The 21,439-nt window shown below is 64.0% G+C and carries 18 protein-coding genes; 1 reads left to right on the top strand and 17 read right to left on the bottom strand.

Annotation, left to right across the window (positions count from 1 at the left end):
- Window positions 1-56: 56 nt before the first annotated feature.
- Window positions 57-2,792, bottom strand: coding sequence for a preprotein translocase subunit SecA (gene secA / locus B4I46_RS18415; RefSeq protein ID WP_054914834.1), 2,736 nt, complete (start codon window positions 2,790-2,792; stop codon window positions 57-59).
- A 263-nt stretch (window positions 2,793-3,055) separates the two neighbouring features.
- Between secA and B4I46_RS18410 the strand changes: the two genes are divergently transcribed.
- Entirely contained in the window at window positions 3,056-3,505 is a 450-nt protein-coding gene (locus tag B4I46_RS18410; protein ID WP_054914835.1) for a DUF721 domain-containing protein, read from the top strand.
- A gap of 99 nt (window positions 3,506-3,604) precedes the next feature.
- On the opposite strand, the gene lpxC is transcribed toward B4I46_RS18410, so the two are convergent.
- The 16 genes from lpxC to mraZ all read right to left on the bottom strand — a co-directional run bounded on the left by lpxC (window position 3,605) and on the right by mraZ (window position 21,379).
- On the bottom strand, window positions 3,605-4,516 hold the full coding sequence (gene lpxC, locus B4I46_RS18405; RefSeq protein WP_043862073.1) for a UDP-3-O-acyl-N-acetylglucosamine deacetylase: 912 nt from the start codon (window positions 4,514-4,516) through the stop codon (window positions 3,605-3,607).
- Between the two features lie 112 nt (window positions 4,517-4,628).
- Window positions 4,629-5,819: a cell division protein FtsZ gene (ftsZ, locus tag B4I46_RS18400; RefSeq protein ID WP_286901265.1), complete on the bottom strand. Its 1,191-nt coding sequence runs from the start codon at window positions 5,817-5,819 to the stop codon at window positions 4,629-4,631.
- Window positions 5,820-5,875: 56 nt separating this feature from the next.
- Window positions 5,876-7,129 carry a cell division protein FtsA gene (ftsA, locus tag B4I46_RS18395; protein WP_043862071.1) on the bottom strand — a complete coding sequence of 418 codons (1,254 nt, stop codon included), beginning with the start codon at window positions 7,127-7,129 and terminating at the stop codon, window positions 5,876-5,878.
- Between the two features lie 15 nt (window positions 7,130-7,144).
- The gene (locus tag B4I46_RS18390; protein WP_286901264.1) at window positions 7,145-8,011 is read right to left on the bottom strand and encodes a cell division protein FtsQ/DivIB; all 867 of its coding nucleotides are present in this window, start codon (window positions 8,009-8,011) and stop codon (window positions 7,145-7,147) included.
- Between the two features lie 4 nt (window positions 8,012-8,015).
- Window positions 8,016-8,972, bottom strand: coding sequence for a D-alanine--D-alanine ligase (locus B4I46_RS18385; RefSeq protein ID WP_043862069.1), 957 nt, complete (start codon window positions 8,970-8,972; stop codon window positions 8,016-8,018).
- Window positions 8,969-10,423, bottom strand: a complete 1,455-nt coding sequence (gene murC, locus B4I46_RS18380) for a UDP-N-acetylmuramate--L-alanine ligase (RefSeq protein WP_043862068.1) — start codon at window positions 10,421-10,423, stop codon at window positions 8,969-8,971. The genes B4I46_RS18385 and murC overlap by 4 nt, the downstream gene beginning before the upstream one ends.
- Window positions 10,416-11,495 (bottom strand): undecaprenyldiphospho-muramoylpentapeptide beta-N-acetylglucosaminyltransferase, encoded by a 1,080-nt coding sequence (murG, locus tag B4I46_RS18375; protein WP_043862067.1) that lies wholly within the window; start codon window positions 11,493-11,495, stop codon window positions 10,416-10,418. Before murG ends, murC begins: the two co-directional genes overlap by 8 nt.
- Window positions 11,485-12,699 (bottom strand): putative lipid II flippase FtsW, encoded by a 1,215-nt coding sequence (gene ftsW / locus B4I46_RS18370; protein ID WP_054914837.1) that lies wholly within the window; start codon window positions 12,697-12,699, stop codon window positions 11,485-11,487. Before ftsW ends, murG begins: the two co-directional genes overlap by 11 nt.
- Window positions 12,696-14,042: a UDP-N-acetylmuramoyl-L-alanine--D-glutamate ligase gene (murD, locus tag B4I46_RS18365; RefSeq protein WP_104571974.1), complete on the bottom strand. Its 1,347-nt coding sequence runs from the start codon at window positions 14,040-14,042 to the stop codon at window positions 12,696-12,698. Before murD ends, ftsW begins: the two co-directional genes overlap by 4 nt.
- A gap of 6 nt (window positions 14,043-14,048) precedes the next feature.
- Complete coding sequence (mraY, locus tag B4I46_RS18360; RefSeq protein WP_043862064.1) at window positions 14,049-15,131, bottom strand: phospho-N-acetylmuramoyl-pentapeptide-transferase; 1,083 nt, start codon at window positions 15,129-15,131, stop codon at window positions 14,049-14,051.
- The gene (locus tag B4I46_RS18355; RefSeq protein ID WP_286901262.1) at window positions 15,131-16,498 is read right to left on the bottom strand and encodes a UDP-N-acetylmuramoyl-tripeptide--D-alanyl-D-alanine ligase; all 1,368 of its coding nucleotides are present in this window, start codon (window positions 16,496-16,498) and stop codon (window positions 15,131-15,133) included. Before B4I46_RS18355 ends, mraY begins: the two co-directional genes overlap by 1 nt.
- Window positions 16,491-17,957: a UDP-N-acetylmuramoyl-L-alanyl-D-glutamate--2,6-diaminopimelate ligase gene (locus B4I46_RS18350; protein WP_078479520.1), complete on the bottom strand. Its 1,467-nt coding sequence runs from the start codon at window positions 17,955-17,957 to the stop codon at window positions 16,491-16,493. The genes B4I46_RS18355 and B4I46_RS18350 overlap by 8 nt, the downstream gene beginning before the upstream one ends.
- A complete protein-coding gene (locus tag B4I46_RS18345; protein ID WP_162484872.1) occupies window positions 17,957-19,690 on the bottom strand; it encodes a peptidoglycan D,D-transpeptidase FtsI family protein in 1,734 nt (577 codons plus the stop codon). The genes B4I46_RS18350 and B4I46_RS18345 overlap by 1 nt, the downstream gene beginning before the upstream one ends.
- Window positions 19,690-19,983 (bottom strand): cell division protein FtsL, encoded by a 294-nt coding sequence (gene ftsL, locus B4I46_RS18340; RefSeq protein ID WP_043862060.1) that lies wholly within the window; start codon window positions 19,981-19,983, stop codon window positions 19,690-19,692. Before ftsL ends, B4I46_RS18345 begins: the two co-directional genes overlap by 1 nt.
- Entirely contained in the window at window positions 19,980-20,927 is a 948-nt protein-coding gene (gene rsmH, locus B4I46_RS18335) for a 16S rRNA (cytosine(1402)-N(4))-methyltransferase RsmH (protein ID WP_043862059.1), read from the bottom strand. The genes ftsL and rsmH overlap by 4 nt, the downstream gene beginning before the upstream one ends.
- On the bottom strand, window positions 20,924-21,379 hold the full coding sequence (gene mraZ, locus B4I46_RS18330; RefSeq protein WP_043862058.1) for a division/cell wall cluster transcriptional repressor MraZ: 456 nt from the start codon (window positions 21,377-21,379) through the stop codon (window positions 20,924-20,926). Before mraZ ends, rsmH begins: the two co-directional genes overlap by 4 nt.
- Between the last annotated feature and the right edge of the window lie 60 nt (window positions 21,380-21,439).

Genomic DNA, 21,439 nt, shown 5'->3' with positions numbered 1-21,439 from the left:
GTTGGGCCCGTCGCGGCGCGGTGTTCAGATATCAGCAGGGGGCAACGGCGGTGCGATCAGTCGATCTTGCCGTGGCACTGCTTGAACTTCTTGCCCGAACCGCACCAGCAGGGTTCGTTGCGGCCCAGCTTCTGCTCGTTGCGCACCGGCGCTGCGGCCACGGCGACGTCGGCACCCTCCTCAAGCAGCTCGCCCGCTTCCAGGCCGGGGGCCTCGGCGTGCTGGAACTGCATACGCTGGGCCAGCTCTTCGGCTTCGCGGCGCAGGCGTGCTTCCTCTTCGATCGGGTCTTCGCGGCGAACCTGAACGTGCGAGAGCACGCGGATGGTGTCGCGCTTGATCGAGTCCAGCAGTTCCTGGAACAGGGCAAACGACTCGCGCTTGTATTCCTGCTTCGGGTTCTTCTGGGCGTAGCCACGCAGGTGGATACCGTGGCGCAGGTGATCCATGGTCGACAGGTGGTCTTTCCACAGGTCGTCGATCACACGCAGCAGGATCTGCTTCTCGAAGGTACGCAGGGCATCGGCGCTGGCCTGCTCTTCCTTCTCGTTGTAGGCCGCCATCAGCTCGGCCATCAACTTCTCGCGCAGGGTCTCTTCGTACAGGTGGTCGTCTTCGTCCAGCCACTGCTGGATCGGCAGCTTGACCCCGAAATCGCTGGCCAGTGCCGCTTCCAGGCCCGGCACGTCCCACTGCTCGGGCAGCGACTGTGGCGGGATGTGCTGAGCCACGGTGGCATCGAGCACTTCCTGGCGGAACTCGGCGATGGTGTCGCCGATGTTGGTCGCCGCCAGCAGGCTGTTGCGCATGTGGTAGATGACCTTACGCTGCTCGTTGGCCACGTCGTCGAATTCGAGCAGTTGCTTGCGGATGTCGAAGTTGCGACCTTCGACCTTGCGCTGGGCCTTCTCGATGGCGTTGGTGACCATGCGGTGCTCGATGGCCTCGCCGGACTGCATGCCCAGGGCCTTCATGAAGTTCTTGACCCGGTCGGAGGCGAAGATGCGCATCAGGCTGTCTTCCAGCGACAGGTAGAAGCGGCTCGAGCCCGGGTCGCCCTGACGGCCGGAACGGCCACGCAGCTGGTTGTCGATACGGCGCGATTCGTGGCGCTCGGAGGCGATCACGTGCAGACCGCCGGACTCGATCACCTGCTGGTGACGCTTCTGCCAGTCGGCCTTGACCTGGGCAACCTGCTCGGGCGTCGGGTTGTCCATGGCAGCCACTTCGACTTCCCAGTTGCCGCCCAGCAGGATGTCGGTACCACGACCGGCCATGTTGGTGGCAATGGTCAGTGCACCCGGGCGACCGGCCTGGGCGATGATCTCGGCTTCCTTCTCGTGGAACTTGGCGTTCAGGACCTTGTGATCGATGCCTTCCTTGATCAGCAGGTTGGACATGTGCTCGGAGGTTTCGATGGTGGCGGTACCCACCAGCACCGGACGCCCGGAAGCCATGCTCTCCTTGATGTCGGCGATGATCGCGGTGTACTTCTCTTCGGCCGTCAGGTAGACCAGGTCGTTGAAGTCCTTGCGCGCCAGCGGCTTGTTCGGCGGGATCACCATCACGTTGAGCTGGTAGATCTGGGCGAATTCGAACGCTTCGGTGTCAGCGGTACCGGTCATGCCGGACAGCTTGTTGTACAGGCGGAAGTAGTTCTGGAACGTGGTCGAGGCCAGGGTCTGGCTCTCGGGCTGGATGTTCAGGTTTTCCTTGGCCTCGATGGCCTGGTGCAGGCCCTCGGACAGGCGACGGCCCGGCATGGTGCGGCCGGTGTGCTCGTCGATCAGCAGGATCTGGCCGTCCTGCACGATGTACTCGACATTGCGGTGGAACAGCTTGTGGGCACGCAGGCCGGCATACACGTGGGTCAGCAGGCCCAGGTTGTGCGCCGAGTAGAGGCTCTCGCCCTCGGCCAGCATGCCGACCTGGGTGAGCATCTCTTCGATGTACTGGTGGCCGGCTTCGTTGAGTTCGACCTGGCGGGTCTTCTCGTCGATGCTGTAGTGGCCTTCCTGGGTGACCTGCCCTTCGACCTCTTCGATGTGCTGCTTGAGCTGCGGGATCAGCTTGTTGATCTCGATGTACAGCTTGGAGCTGTCTTCGGCCTGGCCGGAGATGATCAGCGGGGTACGGGCTTCGTCGATCAGGATGGAGTCGACTTCGTCGATCACGGCGAAATTCAGCTCGCGCTGGAATTTCTCTTCCATGCTGAACGCCATGTTGTCGCGCAGGTAGTCGAAACCGAATTCGTTGTTGGTGCCGTAGGTGATGTCGGCGGCATAGGCGATGCGCTTTTCTTCCGGCGGCTGGAACGGGGTGACCACACCCACGGTGAGGCCCAGGTATTCATACAGAGGGCGCATCCAGTTGGCGTCGCGGCGGGCCAGGTAGTCGTTGACCGTGACCACGTGCACGCCCTTGCCGGACAGCGCGTTGAGGTACACGCCCAGGGTCGCCACCAGGGTCTTGCCTTCACCGGTACGCATCTCTGCGATCATGCCCTCGTGCAAGGTCATGCCACCGATCAGCTGTACATCGAAGTGACGCATGCCCATGACCCGCTTGCCGGCCTCGCGCGCAACGGCGAAGGCTTCGGGCAACAGTTGGTCAAGGGTCTCGCCTTTGGCCAGGCGCTCTTTGAACGCTGCGGTCTTGGCCCGCAACTGCTCGTCCGTCAGGGCGACCATCTGCTCTTCGAAGGCATTGACGATCTGTACCGTCTTGAGCATGCGTTTGACTTCACGCTCGTTCTTGCTTCCAAAAAGTTTTTTTAACAAAGGCGCAAACATATTGGCAGGATCTTCCACACGTAGGGATGGAGGGCGGCCCCGTGAGTCGCCCGTGCAGCCCTTATGGCCGCATGCGAACGAGCATTCTACCCGGAAACGATGGTGAGGAAAGTGGCGGATTTCCACGATGCTGGCACAGCGCTTTTTGACGGGGCTTTTTTACAATAAGGCCTTTTTCGCCAACTTCAACCCATCGTCACATGAAGAATTACCGGCGGGGCGATCTGTTAAGATGGCGCCACTGTACTTTTCGGACCCTGCCCATGGCTTTTCGCCCCCTGCCCGCCCGTGCACCCGCCGTGCTTTTGCGTGAAGCGCGACCGCTCAAGGCCCTGTTCAGCCAGGCCCAGCGCCTGGCCCAGCTGCAGCGCCTGGTGGAGAGCCAGTTGCAGCCGGCAGCGCGTGAGCATTGCCATGTGGCCTCGTGGCGCGAGGGTACGCTGCTGCTGATCGTCACCGACGGGCACTGGGCCACGCGCCTGCGCTACCAGCAGAAACGCCTGCTGCGCCAGTTGCAGATGATGGAGGCCTTCAGCAGCCTGACCCGCATCAATTTCAGGGTGCAGCCGGTGGCCGGTGTGGCACCCGCGGCGGGGCACCCGATGGACATCTCGACACGTTCGGCGCAGAACATCCACGCTACGGCCGAAGGGATCACCGACCCCAAGCTCAAGGCGGCGCTGGAGCGCCTGGCCAGGCACGGCAAGGGATAGACGAGCGCACAGCGCTCGCAAACCTGCGAGTGCGCGGCAATAAAAAAGGGCCACCCGAAGGCAGCCCCAAAAAATAACTAAAGAAGAGAGAGTTCGTACTTACACTGCCGCAACCGGACGCATGTAAGAGATCGGTGCCGTGCTGGCATCTTCGAACGTCACCACTTCCCACGCATCGGTTTCCTCGATCAGCTTGCGCAGCAGCTGATTGTTCAGCGCGTGTCCGGACTTGTAGCCCTTGAACTCGCCGATCAGGCTGTTGCCCAGCAGGTAGAGGTCGCCAATCGCATCGAGGATCTTGTGCTTGACGAATTCGTCTTCGTAGCGAAGGCCGTCTTCGTTGAGCACGCCATCCTTGTCCACGACGATGGCGTTTTCCACGCTGCCGCCGAGGGCGAGGTTGTGCTTGCGCAGGTACTCGATGTCACTCATGAACCCGAAGGTACGGGCGCGGCTGACTTCCTTCACGAACGAGGTGCTGGAAAAGTCCACGCTGGCACTCTGGGTCCGGTTGTGGAACACCGGGTGGTCGAAATCGATCTCGAAACTCACCTTGAACCCTTCGAAAGGCAGGAAAGTGGCGCGCTTGTCGCCGTCTTCCACTGTCACTTCACGCAGGATGCGGATGAACTTCTTGGCTGCGTCCTGTTCTTCCAGGCCGGCAGATTGAATCAGGAATACAAAGGGCCCGGCGCTGCCGTCCATAATTGGCACTTCGGACGCGGAGAGCTCGACGTAGGCGTTATCGATGCCCAGGCCAGCCATGGCCGAGAGCAGGTGCTCTACCGTGTCTACCTTGGTATCGCCATTGACCAGTGTCGTGGACATGGTCGTCTCGCCGACATTTTCCGCACGGGCAGGGATCTGCACCACAGGGTCGAGGTCGGCACGGCAAAATACGATGCCGGTATCCACAGGGGCGGGCTTGAGGGTCAGGTAAACCTTTTCCCCGGAGTGCAGACCGACACCTGTGGCACGGATGATATTTTTCAGGGTGCGTTGTTTAATCATGGCATTGGCCGCTTCAGCGCAAATTGCGAACTGGTATCAACAAAGGCTGAGGATAATAGCAGACCCGGCCTTTGCTGAACACCAATCACCTTCATAGCCCTGATAAATTCCATTAATCGGCCTGACGACGCAGGAAAGCCGGGATATCCAGATAATCCAGGTCGTCCTGCGGGTTCAGCTTCTGTGCCGCAGCGGCCCCGGCGTGAGCCTGGTTGCGCATGACGGTCGGACGCTCCAGATCGCGGTAGTTGACCGAAGGTTGCTCCGGACGGGCCGGTGCAGGGGCTGGGGTATGTACAGCGGACGCTTGCAGGGTGTTGTCGATGACCTTGACCGGTTTCTCGATCTTGGCACCCAGGCCGGTGGCTACCACGGTGACGTGCAGCTCGTCGCGCATGTCCGGGTCGATGACGGTACCGACCTTGACCATGGCGTGGTCGGAGGCGAATGCCTCGATGATGCTGCCCACATCGGAGTATTCACCCAGCGACAGGTCAGGACCTGCGGTGATGTTCACCAGAATGCCGCGGGCGCCCTGCAGGTTGACGTCTTCGAGCAGCGGGTTGCGGATGGCCGCCTCGGTCGCTTCACGCGCACGGTTCGGACCGCTGGCGCAGCCGGTACCCATCATGGCCATGCCCATCTCGCTCATCACGGTACGCACGTCGGCGAAGTCGACGTTGATCATGCCCGGACGCTTGATGATGTCGGAGATACCGCGAACGGCACCGGCGAGCACGTCGTCAGCCTTGGCGAAGGCCGACAGCAGGCTGGCATCCTTGCCCAGGATGGTCAGCAGCTTCTCGTTCGGAATGGTGATCAGCGAATCGACGCTGTCGGCCAGGGCACGGATGCCCTCGTCGGCGATCTGCATGCGCTTGCGACCTTCGAACGGGAACGGACGGGTCACCACCGCAACGGTGAGGATGCCCATTTCCTTGGCCACTTCGGCGATGATCGGAGCAGCACCGGTACCGGTACCGCCGCCCATGCCGGTGGTGATGAACACCATGTTGGTGCCTTGCAGCACTTCGGCGATGCGCTCACGGTCTTCCAGCGCGGCCTGACGACCGACTTCCGGATTGGCACCTGCACCCAGGCCCTTGGTCACGCCGGTACCCAGTTGCAGGATGGTGCGCGCGCCGATGTTTTTCAGCGCTTGAGCATCGGTGTTGGCGCAGATGAATTCGACGCCTTCGATGTTGCTCTTGACCATGTGATTGACGGCGTTGCCACCGCCGCCACCGACGCCGATCACTTTGATGACCGGGCTTTGCGGGACGTTGTCTACGAGCTCGAACATTTTCCCTCTCCTTTCAGTTCTCTAGTTTTTTGCGCCTACTACTACTGCTTTGAAACTTAAAAGTTGCCCTGGACCCAGCGCTTGAGTCGCTCAAGCACCGGGGCCTTCGGTTCATCGCCATAGCTGTTGCTGCTGATACCGGTCAGGGTCACGCCTTCGGACTGCTTCTGCAGGCCATAGGTCAGAAGGCCCACGCCGGTGGAATAGATGGGGTTGCGCACCACGTCGCTCAGACCCCGCACGGTGTAAGGCACGCCCAGGCGTACCGGCATGTGGAAAATCTCTTCGGCCAGTTCCACCGCGCCTTCCATCTTGGCGGTACCGCCGGTGAGCACGATGCCGGCCGGCACCAGGTCTTCGTAGCCACTGCGACGCAGTTCGGCCTGGATCAGGGTGAACAGTTCGTCGTAGCGTGGCTCGACCACTTCGGCCAGGGCCTGGCGCGACAGTTCGCGCGGCGGACGATCACCCACGCTCGGCACCTTGATGGTTTCGCCGGCACCGGCCAGTTTGGCCAGGGCACAGGCGTAGCGGATCTTGATCTCTTCGGCGTACTGGGTGGGGGTACGCAGCGCCATGGCGATGTCGTTGGTCACCTGGTCGCCGGCAATCGGAATCACCGCCGTGTGGCGGATGGCGCCCTCGGTGAAGATCGCGATGTCGGTGGTACCGCCGCCGATGTCCACCAGGCACACGCCCAGCTCTTTTTCGTCATCGGTCAGCACCGAGTAGGCCGAGGCCAGTTGCTCGAGGATGATGTCGTCGATTTCAAGGCCGCAGCGGCGCACGCATTTTTCGATGTTCTGTGCTGCATTGACCGCACAGGTGACCACGTGCACCTTGGCTTCCAGGCGCACGCCGGACATGCCCAGCGGCTCGCGCACGCCTTCCTGGTTGTCGATCACGTAGTCCTGCGGCAGGGTGTGCAGCACCCGCTGGTCGGCCGGGATGGCCACGGCCTGGGCCGCGTCCAGCACCCGCTCCAGGTCCGCCGCGCTGACTTCGCGATCGCGGATGGCGACGATGCCGTGGGAGTTCAGGCTGCGGATGTGATTGCCCGCCACGCCGACGAACGCCGAGTGAATCCGGCAGCCAGCCATCAGCTGGGCCTCTTCGACGGCGCGCTGGATCGACTGCACGGTGGATTCAATATTGACCACCACGCCCTTCTTCAGCCCGCGCGATGGATGGGTGCCGATACCGACGATTTCCAGAGTGCCATCGGCGGCCACTTCGCCCACCAGTGCAACCACCTTGGACGTACCGATATCCAGCCCGACGATCATTTTGCCGCTATGCGCATTTGCCATGGGTCCTGCCTCTCTCTAATTCTTCGCAACAGCGGGTTGGGCTGTCGTCGGTGCATTCGGTTCCCGCCAGCCAACGGCCAGGCCATTGGCGTAACGCAGATCGATGCGGGCGATGTTCGTGATCTGTTCTTTAAGCGTCTTGTCGTAAATGGCAATGAAGCGGCGCATCTTTTCCACCAGATGGTCGCGCCCCAGCAGCAACTCGATACCCGGCCCGGCGCTGCCGGCACCGGTGGTCAGGAACCAGCTGCCCCGCTCGCGCAGTTCCAGCCGGGCGATCGAGAAGCCCATGGGCCGCAACATCTGGCTCAGTATCTGATATTGCTGCATCACTTGCTGCTGCGCCCGCTGCGGCCCGAACAGCTGCGGCAGGTGCTCGTAGTTGGCCAGCTCGCGCGGGGTGAAGGCCTGGCCCTGGTTGTTGAGCAGGGCCTCGTCGCCCCAGCGCGCCACCGGCAGCTGTTCCTCGAGGCGGATCACCACTTCGTCCGGCCACACGCGGCGCACTTCGGCATGCGCAATCCACGGCATCTGCTCGAGCTCGGTGCGCATGCTGGCCAGGTCGACGGTGAAGAAGCTGGCGGCCACATAGGGCGCGATACGCTGCTGCACGGCCTGCTGGCTGATGTAGCTCAGGTCGCCCTGCACGGCGATCTTGGTGATCGGCCGGTCGGCATACGGCATCAGGCGCTGTGCGCCCTCGTAGGCACCGAACCCGGCCACTACCAGCAGAACCGGCCACAGCAGACGCTTGAACACGCTGAAATTGGCCTTGGGCAGGCGCGCCGACAGTGGCTCCTTGGCCACCATCCGGCTGGCACCGCGCGGCACCGGCTTGCGGCCGGTGGCGGGTTGCTGATGACGTACCATCGCGCCTTGCATGGGCTTAACCTCGCGCCTCGACGCTGGCCGCCAGGATCGCCAGCACCAACTGCTGGAAGTCCAGGCCGGCCGCGCGTGCCGCCATTGGGACCAGGCTGTGATCGGTCATGCCTGGTGCGGTGTTGACTTCCAGAGGCCAGAAGTTGCCCTGCTCGTCCTGCATCACGTCCAGACGACCCCAGCCGGCAATGCCGATGGCGTCGCACGCACGTGCGGTCAGTTCGATCAGTTCCTGTTCCTTGGCAGCGTCCAGGCCGCACGGAATGCGGTACTGGGTATCGTTGGCGACGTACTTGGCGTCGTAGTCGTAGAACGTGTGCGGGGTGCCCAGCGCAATCGGCGGCAGCACCTGGCCGCGCAGCACGGCAATGGTGAACTCCGGACCGTGAATCCATTGTTCAACCAATACTTGCGAGTCGTAGGTGGCGGCGTCCTTCCAGGCAACGATCAATTCTTCGACGCTGCTCACTTTCGCCATACCGATACTGGAGCCTTCATGGGCCGGTTTGACGATCAAAGGGAAGCCCAGTTCCGCGCCCGCAGAAATACAGTCTTGCTCGCTGGCCAGCACCGCGTGGTGCGGGGTTGGAATACCCAGGCTTTTCCACACCTGTTTGGTGCGCAACTTGTCCATCGCCAGGGCCGACGCCAGGATGCCGCTGCCGGTGTAGGGGATACCCAGGCACTCGAGCAGGCCCTGCATGCTGCCGTCTTCACCGCCACGGCCGTGGAGAATGATGAAGGCGCGGTCGAGCTTCTCGCGCTGCAGACGGTCGAGCAGATCGTCACCCACATCGATGGCGATCACCTCGACGCCGGCGCTGGTGAGCGCCTCGATCACCGCGGCGCCGGACTTGAGCGACACCTCGCGCTCGGCGCTCTTGCCGCCGTACAGCACGCCGACACGGCCGAAGGCCTTCGGGTCGATGGTCGAGTGCAGCTTGGAGTATTGAGCAGTCATTTGGCCTTCCCTGCGGTGGCAACCGCGCCCGCGAACAATGGGCTTTTCAACAATTGCGGGGCCAGGCCACCGATGTCGCCGGCACCCTGGCACAGCAGGATGTCACCGGCACGCAGCAGCGGCTTGACCAGTGGCGCCAGCTCGATGCCGCGCTCGATGTAGATCGGGTCCAACTGGCCACGCTGACGGATGCTGTGGCACAGCTGGCGGCTGTCGGCCCCCGGAATCGGCTCTTCGCCGGCCGGGTAGACCTCCATCAGCAGCAGCACGTTGGCATCGGCCAGCACCTGCACGAAGTCGTCGTACAGGTCGCGGGTACGGCTGTAGCGGTGCGGCTGGTAAACCATCACCAGGCGGCGCTCCGGCCAGCCACCGCGCACGGCCTTGATCACGGCCGCCACTTCGGTGGGGTGGTGACCGTAGTCGTCCACCAGCATCACGCTGCCACCGTCGACCGGCAGTTCGCCGTACACCTGGAAACGTCGGCCCACGCCCTGGAAGCCCGAAAGCCCCTGCACGATGGCCTCGTCGCTGATGCCCTCGTCGGTGGCGATGGCAATGGTGGCCAGTGCATTGAGCACATTGTGGTTGCCCGGCATGTTCACCGACACGTCCAGCGGCTCGCGGTCACGGCGCAGCACGGTGAAGTGGGTCTGCATGCCCGACTGGCGCACATTGATCGCGCGCACGTCGGCTTCCTCGGCAAAGCCGTAGGTCACTGCCGGGCGCTTGACCAGCGGCAGGATCTCGCGCACCACCGGATCATCCAGGCATACCACGGCCAGGCCGTAGAACGGCAGGTTGTGGAGGAACTCGACGAAGGTCTTCTTCAGCTTGTTGAAGTCGCCTTCATAGGTCGCCATGTGGTCGGCGTCGATGTTGGTGACCACGGCCACCAGCGGCTGCAGGTGCAGGAAGCTGGCGTCGCTTTCGTCGGCTTCGGCAATCAGGTAGCGGCTGGTACCCAGTTGTGCATTGGTACCTGCTGCATTCAGCCGGCCACCGATCACGAAGGTCGGGTCCAGGCCGCCGGCGGCGAACACCGAGGCCAGCAGGCTGGTGGTGGTGGTCTTGCCGTGGGTACCGGCTACCGCGATGCCGTGGCGATAGCGCATCAGTTCGGCGAGCATCTCGGCACGCGGTACCACGGGAATACGCCGCTCAAGGGCCGTCGCCACTTCCGGGTTGGCCGTATTGATGGCGCTGGACACCACCAGTACATCGGCACTGGCGGCGTTCTCGGCGCGGTGGCCAAGGAAGATTTCGGCACCAAAGGACTCCAGGCGCTCGGTGACCGGCGAGGCCTTGAGGTCCGAGCCGGAAACCTGGTAACCCAGGTTGAGCAATACCTCGGCAATACCGCACATGCCCACGCCGCCGATACCGACGAAGTGAATGCGGCGGATACGGCGCATTTCAGGTTGCGGGATGGCTTTCTGGCTTTCAACCATGGGCCACCTCCAGGCAGATATCGACTACGGTGCTGGTAGCCGCGGGTTTGGCCAGGCGTCGTGCGGTGCTGGCCATGGTGTCGAGTTTTTGCGGTTGCATCAGTACCTCGTTCAGGCGTTCAGCGAGTTGCGCTGCGCCAGTTGTCGCTTGCGGCATCAGGAAGGCGGCGCCTTCACGTGCCAGATAGTGGGCGTTGTGGGTCTGGTGATCGTCGATAGCATGGGGCAGCGGCACCAGCATCGAGGGCAGACCGGCCGCAGCCAGTTCGCTGACGGTCAGCGCACCGGCCCGGCAGATCACCAGGTCGGCCCAGCCATAGGCGTGGGCCATGTCTTTGATGAACGGCTCTACCTGAGCCTCGATCCCGGCCTCGCGATAGCGCTCGGCGGTAATCTGGTCATGCTGCTTGCCGGCCTGGTGGAACACCTCGGGGCGCAGGGCCTCGGGTACCAGGGCCAGGGCCTGCGGCAACAGTTTGTTCAACGGCTCCGCGCCCAGGCTGCCGCCCAGCACCAGCAGGCGCGCGCGGCGCCCGGCCAGTGGCGCGCGCACAGGCTCCAGGAACAGCTCGCCGCGCACCGGGTTGCCGGTGGTGCGCAATTTGTCGCTGGCCTCGAAGGTGTTCGGGAAAGCTTCGCAGACTCGGCCTGCCAGCGGCACCAGCAGCCGATTGGCGGTACCGGCCTTGGCGTTCTGCTCGTGGATCACCACGGGTACGCCAGCCAGCTTCGCCGCCACACCGCCCGGGCCGGTCACATAGCCGCCAAAGCCGACCACACACACCGGCTTGAGCCGACGGATGATGCGCCGCGCCTGCAGCACCGCCTTGAACAGGGTGAACGGCGCCTTGAGCAGCGACAGCTTGCCCTTGCCACGCAAGCCGGTGACCTGGATCAGGTGCAGTTGCAACCCGGCCTGGGGCACCAGCTCGTTTTCGATACCGCGTGGGGTGCCCAACCAGTGCACGGTGTAACCGCGTGCCTGGAACTCACGGGCGCAGGCCAGGGCCGGGAACACGTGGCCACCGGTGCCGCCTGCCATGATCAATACGTTTTTGCCTTCAACGGCCATGTCTTGGCTCCTCGGCAAAATCGCTCTCATCGAATTCATGTTCTTCGCTGCCCAGGTGCGTGCGGCTCTCCCACTCGATGCGCAGCAGCAGGCCCATGCACACGCAGCAGATCACCAGCGAGCTGCCGCCGTAGCTGAGGAACGGCAGGGTCAGGCCCTTGGTCGGCAGCAGGCCGACGTTCACCCCGATGTTGATCAGGAACTGGCCGATCCACAGGAAGGCCAGGCCGTAGGCCATGTAGGCGGCAAAGAACTGCTTGGCTTTCTCGGCCCACAGACCGATGTACATCGCGCGCAGGCTGACGAACACGAACAGCGCAACGGTCAGCAGCGAACCGACCACGCCCAGCTCTTCGGCCAGTACCGAGAACACGAAGTCGGTGTGTGCTTCGGGCAGGTAGAACTGCTTCTGCACGCTGTTGCCCAGGCCCACGCCCAGCCACTCACCGCGGCCGAAGGCAATCAGGGCCTGGGTCAGCTGATAGCCGGAACCGAATTGATCCGACCAGGGGTCGGTGAAGGTGATCAGGCGCGCCATCCGGTAGGGCTGCGCCTGTACCAGAATGAACACCGCCGCCACCGCCAGCACCACCATCAGGCTGAAGCGGAACAGCCCCACCCCGCCCAGGAACAGCATCGCCGCGGCGGCGCCCATCATCACCACCGTGGCGCCGAAGTCCGGCTCCATCAGCAGCAGGCCGGCCATCGGCAGCAGCACGATGAACGGCTTGAAGAAGCCCATCCAGCTCTCGCGTACCTCGGTCTGGCGGCGCACCAGGTAGCCCGCCAGGTAGATCACCACGAACACCTTGGCGATCTCGGAAGGCTGCACGTTGAAGAAGCTGAAGCCGATCCAGCGCATCGAGCCGTTCACTTCGCGGCCGATGCCCGGCACCAGTACCAGCACCAGCAACCCGAAGGCACCGACCAGCATCATGAAGCCCATGCGCTGCCAGGTGGCGATCGGCACCATCATGGTGACGACGCAGGCGACCAGGCCGATGGCCACGTACACCAGGTGACGGATCATGTGGTAAAGCGGGTTGCCCGACTGCAACGCGGCCACTTCCGAGGAGGCCGAGGTGATCATCACCAGGCCAAGGCCCAGCAGCGCCAGGCAGCCAGCGAGCATGGCGAAATCGAGGTCGATGCCGCGACCGGTGACCAGGGGGGACGGATAAGGCTTGATGATGCCGAAGATCATGCCAGCCCCTCCACGGCCTGGGCGAACAGCCGCCCACGCTCTTCGAAGTTCTTGAACATGTCCAGGCTTGCGCAGGCAGGCGACAGCAGCACGGCGTCGCCCGGCTGGGCCAGCGCGGCGCCCTGCTGCACGGCTTCGTCGAGGCTGCTGACGCGAATCAGCGGCACGCTGTCGCCCAACGCCTGGGCCAGGCGCTCGGCATCACGGCCCAGCAGCACCACGGCGCGGCAGTGCGCCGCCACCGGGGCACGCAGCGCCGAGAAGTCCGCGCCCTTGCCGTCGCCGCCGGCCACCAGCACCAGCTTGCCGTCGATATCCGCACCCAGGCCCTCGATGGCCGCCAGCGCGGCACCGACGTTGGTGGCCTTGGAGTCGTCGTACCAGCTCACGCCGTCACGCTCGCGCAGCCACTGGCAACGGTGGGCCAGGCCGGCAAAGGTGCGCAGGCTGGCCAGCATGGCGTCGAACGGCAGGCCTGCGGCATGCCCCAGGGCCAGCGCCGCGAGGGCGTTGGACTGGTTGTGCGCACCACGGATCTTCAGCTCGCGCACCGGCATCAGGGTCTGGAACTCGAACGCCAGGTACTTCTCGCCGTTCTCTTCACGCAGCCCGAAGCCCTTGAAGTCGGGCACATTCAGGCCGAACGTCCAGCACGGCACGTTTTCCATCGGCAGCGGACGGCTCAGTGCATCCTGGCGGTTGACCACCACCTGCCGTGCGCCACGGAAGATCCGGTGCTTGGCCAGGTGATAGGCCGGCAGGCCGCTGTAGCGGTCCATGTGGTCTTCGCTGACGTTGAGCACGGTGGCCACTTCGGCATTCAGCTGATCGGTGGTCTCCAGCTGGAAGCTCGACAGCTCCATCACGTACAGCTCGATGGCGTCGTCCAGCAGGTCCAGTGCCGGTGTACCGAGGTTGCCGCCCACTGCCACACGTTTGCCTGCCGCAACGGCCATCTCCCCGACCAGGGTGGTGACGGTGCTCTTGGCATTGGAACCGCTGATGGCAATGATCGGCGCCTTGGCATTGCGCGCGAACAACTCGATGTCGCCCGACAGCTTCACGCCGCGCGCGGCCGCCTGCTGCAGGGCCGGGGTCGCCAGGGCCAGGCCGGGGCTGACGTACAGCTCGTCGGCACGGCACAGGAACTCCACATCCAGTTCGCCACAACGCACTTCCACCTGCGGGTAGTCGCGACGCAAGGTCGCCAGCTCCGGCGGGTTCTCGCGGGTATCGGCCACCGCAAACGCAATGCCCCGGTTCGCCAGGAAGCGAACCAGGGACATGCCGCTCTTGCCGAGGCCGACAACGATGCGGAAGTGGTCAGACGCGATCAGGGACACTCGTTTCTACCTCAGTTTCAGGGTGGCAAGGCCGAACAGCACGAGAATCACGGTGATGATCCAGAAGCGGACGATCACCCGAGGCTCGGGCCAACCCTTGAGTTCAAAGTGGTGGTGGATCGGTGCCATGCGAAACACGCGCTTGCCGGTCAGCTTGAAGGAGGCCACCTGGATCACCACCGACAGGGTCTCCATCACGAACACGCCGCCCATGATGAACAGCACGATCTCCTGACGCACGATCACGGCAATGGTGCCCAACGCGGCACCCAGTGCCAGGGCACCGACGTCACCCATGAACACCTGCGCCGGGTAGGTGTTGAACCACAGAAAGCCCAGGCCCGCGCCGATCAGCGCGCCGCAGAACACGATCAGCTCGCCGGCGCCCGGCACGTAGGGGATCAGCAGGTATTCGGCGAACTTCACGTTGCCCGACAGGTAGCAGAAGATACCCAGCGCACCACCGACCATCACCGTCGGCATGATCGCCAGGCCGTCCAGGCCGTCGGTCAGGTTGACCGCGTTGCTCGAACCCACGATGACGAAATAGGTCAGCACCACGAAGCCGATGCCCAGCGGGATGGTGACATCCTTGAGCATCGGCACGATCAGGGTGGTTTCCACGCTGGTGGGCGCGGTCATGTACAGGAAGATCGCCGCGCCCAGGCCGAACACCGATTGCCAGAAGTACTTCCAGCGGCTTGGCAGGCCACGCGAGTTCTTCTCGATCACCTTGCGGTAGTCGTCGACCCAGCCGATGGCGCCGAACAGCAGGGTGACGATCAGCACCACCCACACATAACGGTTGGTAAGGTCGGCCCACAGCAGCGTGCTCACGCCAATGGCGGACAGAATCAGCGCACCGCCCATGGTCGGGGTGCCGGACTTGGAGAGGTGCGATTGCGGGCCGTCATTGCGCACGGCTTGACCGATCTGGCGAATCTGCAGGGTACGAATCATCCAGGGGCCCAACCACAGGGCCAGCGACAACGCGGTCAGTACACCCAGAATCCCGCGCAGGGTCAGGTACTGAAAGACCGCGAAGCCTTTGTAGAACTGTTGCAGATACTCAGCCAGCAGCAGCAGCATTAATGTTTCTCCCCGCTGGAACCGCACAAGGCCGCCACGACGTTTTCCATCGCAGCGCTGCGCGAACCCTTGATCAAAATGGTGGTGTTGTTGGCCTGCTCGACGCGAACGGCGTCGATCAAGTCAGCTTGAGTGGCGAAATGATGGGCCCCGGTGCCAAATGCCTTGACCGCTTCGGCCATCATCGGGCCCACGGCATAAAGTGCTGCAACCTTGCCCCTGGCGTATGCGCCGACCTGCCGATGCCCTTCCTCGGCCCACTGGCCCAATTCGCCGATATCCCCGAGCACCAGGACGGTACGCCCGGAAAAGCCGGCGAGTATATCAACGGCAGCGCACATGGAGGTGGGGTTTGCGTTGTAACTGTCGTCGATCACGCGCACACCGGTGGGCGCCATGTGCACCACGGTGCGGCCCTTGACCGGCTGCACCGCGTCAAGACCCTCGACGATGTCTTCCAGTGTCACGCCGAAAGCCTGTGCGGCAGCCGCGGCGGCCAGGGCGTTGCTGACATTGTGAGTGCCCAGCAGGTTGAGCTGGACGCGGGCGTTGCCCAGCGGGCTGCGCAATTCGAAACCGGGGCAGCCGCGTTCGTCGTGACGAATGTCGGTGGCATGAAAATCTGCGTCGGCATTGGCCAGGGCGAAAGTGTTCACAGGGTGATGGCCGGCGCGCTGCTTCCAGATGCCGAACGCCTTGTCATCCAGGTTCAATACCGCCACGCCATCCTGGCCCAGGCCTTCGAGGATCTCGCCCTTGGCTTCGACGATTTTCTCCGGCCCGCCGAACTCACCCACATGAGCGGTACCGGCGTTGTTGATGATCACCACCTGCGGCTGGGTCAGGCCGACGGTGTAGGCGATTTCGCCGATGCGCGAGGCGCCCAGCTCGATGACCGCCGCCGTATGGTGCGGGGCCAGCTCCAGCAGGGTCAGCGGTGCGCCGAAGTCGTTGTTGAGGTTGCCACGGGTGGCCAGTACCGGCCCGCGGGTGCGCAGGATGCTGGCCAGCATCTCCTTGACCGTGGTCTTGCCACTGGAGCCGGTGATTGCGGCAACCGGCTTGTCGAAGGCGGCGCGATTGAGCGCCCCCAACTGGCCCAGGCCCAGGCGGGTATCGGCAACCACCAGTTGCGGCAGGTTGCTGCCCGGCACTTCGTGCTGCACCAGCGCCGCGACGGCGCCCTTGGCTGCCACTTCGTCCAGGTAATCGTGACCGTCGAAACGCGGCCCGGCCAGGGCGACGAACAACTGGCCAGGGGTGATCGCGCGGCTGTCGATGCTGACGCCATCGAAGGTTGCATCCTGGCCATGCAGGCGGCCCTGCAGCGGCGCTACCAACTGGCTGAGGGACATTGACTCAAGCATTCGGGGCCTCCCAGGCTGCCAGGGCTCTCTCGGCCTCGACCAGGTCGGAGAAGTCATGGCGCTCGCCGTTGATCTCCTGGTAATCCTCGTGCCCCTTGCCCGCCAGCACGATGACGTCGTCGGCAGCGGCGGTGGCAATCAGGTGCGCAATCGCCGGGCCACGGCCGGCGATGAACTCGACGCTTTCACCCCGGGCGAAGCCTGGGCGGATATCGTCGAAAATCTGCTGGGGCGCCTCGCTGCGCGGGTTGTCGTCGGTGACCAGCACGCGGTCGGCCAGGCGCTCGGCCACTTCGGCCATCAGCGGGCGCTTGCCGCGATCGCGGTCGCCGCCGCAGCCGAACAGGCACAACAGCTTGCCTTGTGCATGGGGACGCAGGGCTTCGAGGACCTTTTCCAGGGCATCGGGGGTGTGGGCGTAATCGACCACCACCAACGGCTTGCTGCCACCGCCCAGGCGCTGCATGCGCCCTACGGGGCCTTCGAGCTGCGGCGTGACCTTGAGAATTTCGTCCAGCGGATGATCCATCGCCATCAGCGTGCCGACCGCGGCCAGCATGTTGCTGAGGTTGAAGCGCCCGAGCAGGCGGCTGCGCAGCATATGCTCGCCCTGTGCCGTCACCAGCACCGCACGCACGCCATCGTCGTCGAACTTCGCTTCGCGGCAGTACAGCGAGGCGGCAGCGTCGACGAGGCTATAGCTGATCAGGCGCGAATCACCCTTCTGCGCCGCCAGCTCACGCCCGAAGGCATCGTCCAGATTGACCACCCGCGAGCGCAGGTCGGGCCAGGCGAACAGGCGCGCCTTGGCGGCCTGGTAGGCCTCCATGCTGCCGTGGTAGTCCAGGTGATCGCGTGACAGGTTGGTCATTACCACGATGTCGAAGGCCAGTGCCGCTACCCGGCCCTGTTCCAGCGCATGGGAGGACACTTCCATGGCCACGGCCTTGGCGCCAGCCTTCTTCAGGTCGCCCAGGGTCGACTGCACGGCAATCGGATCTGGCGTGGTCAGCCGGCCACTTTGCAGCTGGCCGTAGAAACCGGTACCCAGGGTGCCGATCAGGCCGCAGTGCTGGCCCAGCAGGTCGAGCGCCTGGGCCACCAGCTGGGTGACGCTGGTCTTGCCGTTGGTGCCGGTCACGCCGATCAGCTCGAGCTGGCGGCTCGGCTCGCCATAGAAGCGCCCCGCGATATCCGACAGCTGGGCAATCAGGCCCTTGACCGGAATCATCGGCACATCGGTGATCGGCAGCACGGTGGTGTTCTGCACTTCATAGGCCACGGCTGCCGCGCCGCGCTTGAGCGCATCGGCAATATGCTCGCGGCCGTCGACACGCGCACCCGGCACCGCCAGGAACAAGTCCCCGGCGCGGACCTTGCGGCTGTCCAGGGTCAGTTCACGGATCAACGGGTCGTTGTTGCCGCTCAGGGCAAACAGCTTACTCAATGGCATCGACATCAACCGCGCCCTCCCTTGGCGGGCGCAGCACCGGCCTGCTGCTGTGGAGTAGGAGCCGGCAGGTTGTCTGGCGGCACGTTCATCAGTCGCAGGGTGCCGGACATGACCTTGCTGAATACCGGCGCCGATACCAGGCCGCCGAAGTAGCCACCCTTGCTCGGCTCGTCGATCACCACCACGATGGCATAGCGCGGATCGCTCATCGGGCCGAAGCCGGTGAACAGCGAGCGGTAGGCGTTCTCGGTGTAGCCCTTGGAACCGACCGTGGCCTTACGGGCCGTACCCGACTTGCCGCCCACGTGATAGGAAGGCACCTGCGCACGGAACACGCCACGTGGCGCTTCGATGACCTGCTGCAGCATGCCCTGGATGGTCTTGGCGGTATCCTCGGGCACCACCTGGGTGGCTTCCGGGGTCTTGTCCACCTTGAGAATGCTCAGCGGTACCATCTTGCCGTTGTTGGCCAGCGCGGCGTAGGCATGCACCAGCTGCAACGCGGTCACCGACAGGCCGTAGCCGTAGGACAGGGTCGCGGTCTCGGCCTTGCGCCACTCGCGGTGGTTGGGCAGGTTGCCGACACGCTCGCCCGGGAAGCCCAGGCCGGTGTACTGGCCCAGGCCCAGTTGCGACATCACGCGGTAGATGGACTCGCCACCGATATCGAAGGCGATCTTGCTCATGCCCACGTTACTGGAGTTGATCAGGATGCCGGTCAGGTCGAGGATCGGGCCTTCGCTCCTGGACACGTCACGAATGGTGTAGCGGCCCAGCTGCAGGGTGCCCGGATAGACCTCGACCTTGTCGGTCGGCTTCCAGCGTCCGCTCTGCAGGGCGGCGCTCATGGAGAAAGGCTTGACCGTGGAGCCCGGCTCGAACACGTCGATGATGGCACGGTTGCGCATCGCCGCCGGGAACATGCTGCGGCGGTTGTTGGGGTTGTAGGTGGGCTGGTTGACCATGGCCAGCACTTCGCCGGTCTTCACATCCATGATCACCAGGCTACCGGCCTTGGCTTCCTGTTCGGCAATCGCGTTACGCAATTCGCGGGTGGCCAGGTACTGCAGACGCAGGTCGATGGACAACGCCAAGGTCTTGCCGGCCTTGGCGTTCTTGGTGACCTGTACGTCCTTGATCAGCCGGCCGCGCCGGTCCTTGATCACCTGCCGCTTGCCGGGCACCCCGGCCAGCCACTCGTCGTAGGCGAGCTCCACCCCCTCGCGACCGTGATCGTCGAGGTCGGTGAACCCGACCATGTGCGCAGCGACATCGCCGGCGGGATAGAAGCGGCGGAACTCCTCGATGCCGTACACGCCGGGCACCTTGAGGTCGAGCACCACCTGGCCCTGCTCCGGGGTAAGGCCGCGGACCAGGTAGATGAATTCCTTGTTGGCCTGCTGTTCGAGGCGCTCGGCCAGTTGCTGCGGGTTCTGCTTGAGCGCGGCGGCAAGCGCCGGCCAGCGGTCCTTGGCAGCCTGCATTTCCTTGGGGTTGGCCCACAGGGTGGTGACCGGCGTACTCACGGCCAGCGGCTCGCCGTTGCGGTCGGTGATCAGCCCGCGGTGCGCAGGAATCGGAATGTGACGCAGGCTGCGGGCATCGCCCTGCCCCTTGAGGAAGTCGCGGTCGACCACCTGCAGGTCGACGATACGCCAGGCAATGGCCCCCACCATGATCACCAGCAGGCCGACCACAACGCGGAACCGCCACGGGTAGAGTGCGCCTTCAAGTTTCATCATGGCGCCACCATCCGTACTTCGTCAGCGGCGGGAATGCGCATGTGCAGCTGTTCGCTGGCCAGGTTCTCGATGCGGCTGTGGGCGGTCCAGGTGCTCTGCTCCAGAATCAACCGGCCCCACTCGGCCTGCGCCTTGTCGCGTTCGTTCAGCTCGCCGTACAGGGTATTGAGCAACTGGCGGTTCCAGTGCGCACTGTAGGACACCGCCACCGACGAAACGAGCACGCCAATGAACAGCAGCAGCATCAGGAAGCTGCCGCCTGGCAAAGGCTTGGCGAAAAGCCTGCTCAACGCAGCTTCTCCGCCACACGCATGACCGCACTACGCGAGCGCGGGTTGGCCTTGAGCTCGGCCTCGGAGGCGAACTGCGCCTTGCCATGCACCTTGATCTTGGGCTCGAAGGGCTTGTGTTGTACCGGCAGGTTGCGCGGCAGGTTGTCGGCCTCTCCCTTGGCCAGCTTGCGCATGAACAGCTTGACGATGCGGTCTTCCAGCGAATGGAAGCTGATGACCACCAGACGGCCACCGATCTCGAGCGTGTCGAGGGCAGCCTCGAGCCCGGCTTCGAGGTCGCCCAGCTCGTTGTTGACGTGAATGCGCAGCCCCTGGAAAGCACGGGTGGCGGGGTTCTTGCCCTTTTCCCACGCGGGGTTTGCGACCTTGAGCACTTCGGCGAGGTCGGCGGTACGGGTAAAGGGTTGCTGCTCGCGACGGGCGACCACGGCGTTGGCCATGCGCTTGGCGAAACGCTCTTCGCCGTACTCCTTGAACACGCGGGCGATTTCTTCGGCCGGCGCGGTGGCGATGAACTCGGCGGCGCTGACGCCACGACTCGGGTCCATGCGCATGTCCAGCGGGCCGTCGTTCATGAAACTGAAGCCGCGCTCGGGGTCATCGAGCTGCGGCGAAGACACGCCCAGGTCGAGCAGGATGCCATTGACCTTGCCGGACAGGCCCCGCTCGGCGACTTCGGCGCCCAGCTCGGCGAAACTGCGCTGCACAATGACAAAGCGGCCGTCTTCGGCCGCCAGCGCTTGCCCGGTGGCAATCGCTTGTGGGTCCTTGTCGAACCCCAGCAGCCGACCCTGCGGCCCCAGGTGCTGGAGAATCAGCCGGCTGTGCCCGCCACGCCCGAAGGTGCCATCCAGATAGCAGCCATCGGCGCGTACGGCGAGAGCCTCGACGGCTTCGTCAAGCAGTACGGTGATGTGTTTGAAGCCACTATCTATAGTCACAGGATCAGATCACGCAGCTCATCAGGCATCGCGCCCGGTTGTTGAATGGCCACCAGGTCAGCTGCAGCAACAGCGTTCCAGGCGTCCTCGTCCCACAGTTGGAATTTGTTCAGTTGCCCCACCAGCATCGCCCGCTTGTCCAGCTTGGCGTACTCGCGCAGACGCGGTGGCACCAGGAAACGCCCACTGCCGTCGAGCTCCAGATCCACCGCATTGCCGATCAGCAGACGCTGCAGGCGACGGTTCTCTTCGCGTAACGACGGCAAGGCACGCAGCTTGGCTTCGATCAGTTCCCACTCATCCAGCGGATACACGCACAAGCAGGGATCAACCGCGTCGATCGTCACGATCAACTGCCCGGAACTGCGCGAATCGAGCTCGTCACGGTACCGGCTCGGCATTGCGAGACGGCCTTTTGCGTCGAGGTTGATTGCGTTGGCTCCGCGAAACACGGCTGCACTTCCCTAAATGTTAGCTTTTTTGTGTCTGAAAACCCACTTCATGCCACTTTC

The organism is Pseudomonas sp. UBA7500, from assembly GCF_002478435.1.
Classification (GTDB): Bacteria; Pseudomonadota; Gammaproteobacteria; order Pseudomonadales; family Pseudomonadaceae; genus Aquipseudomonas; species Aquipseudomonas palmensis.
Note: the sequence above shows the minus strand (reverse complement) of the source record. Positions and strands in the feature narration are given on the sequence as shown.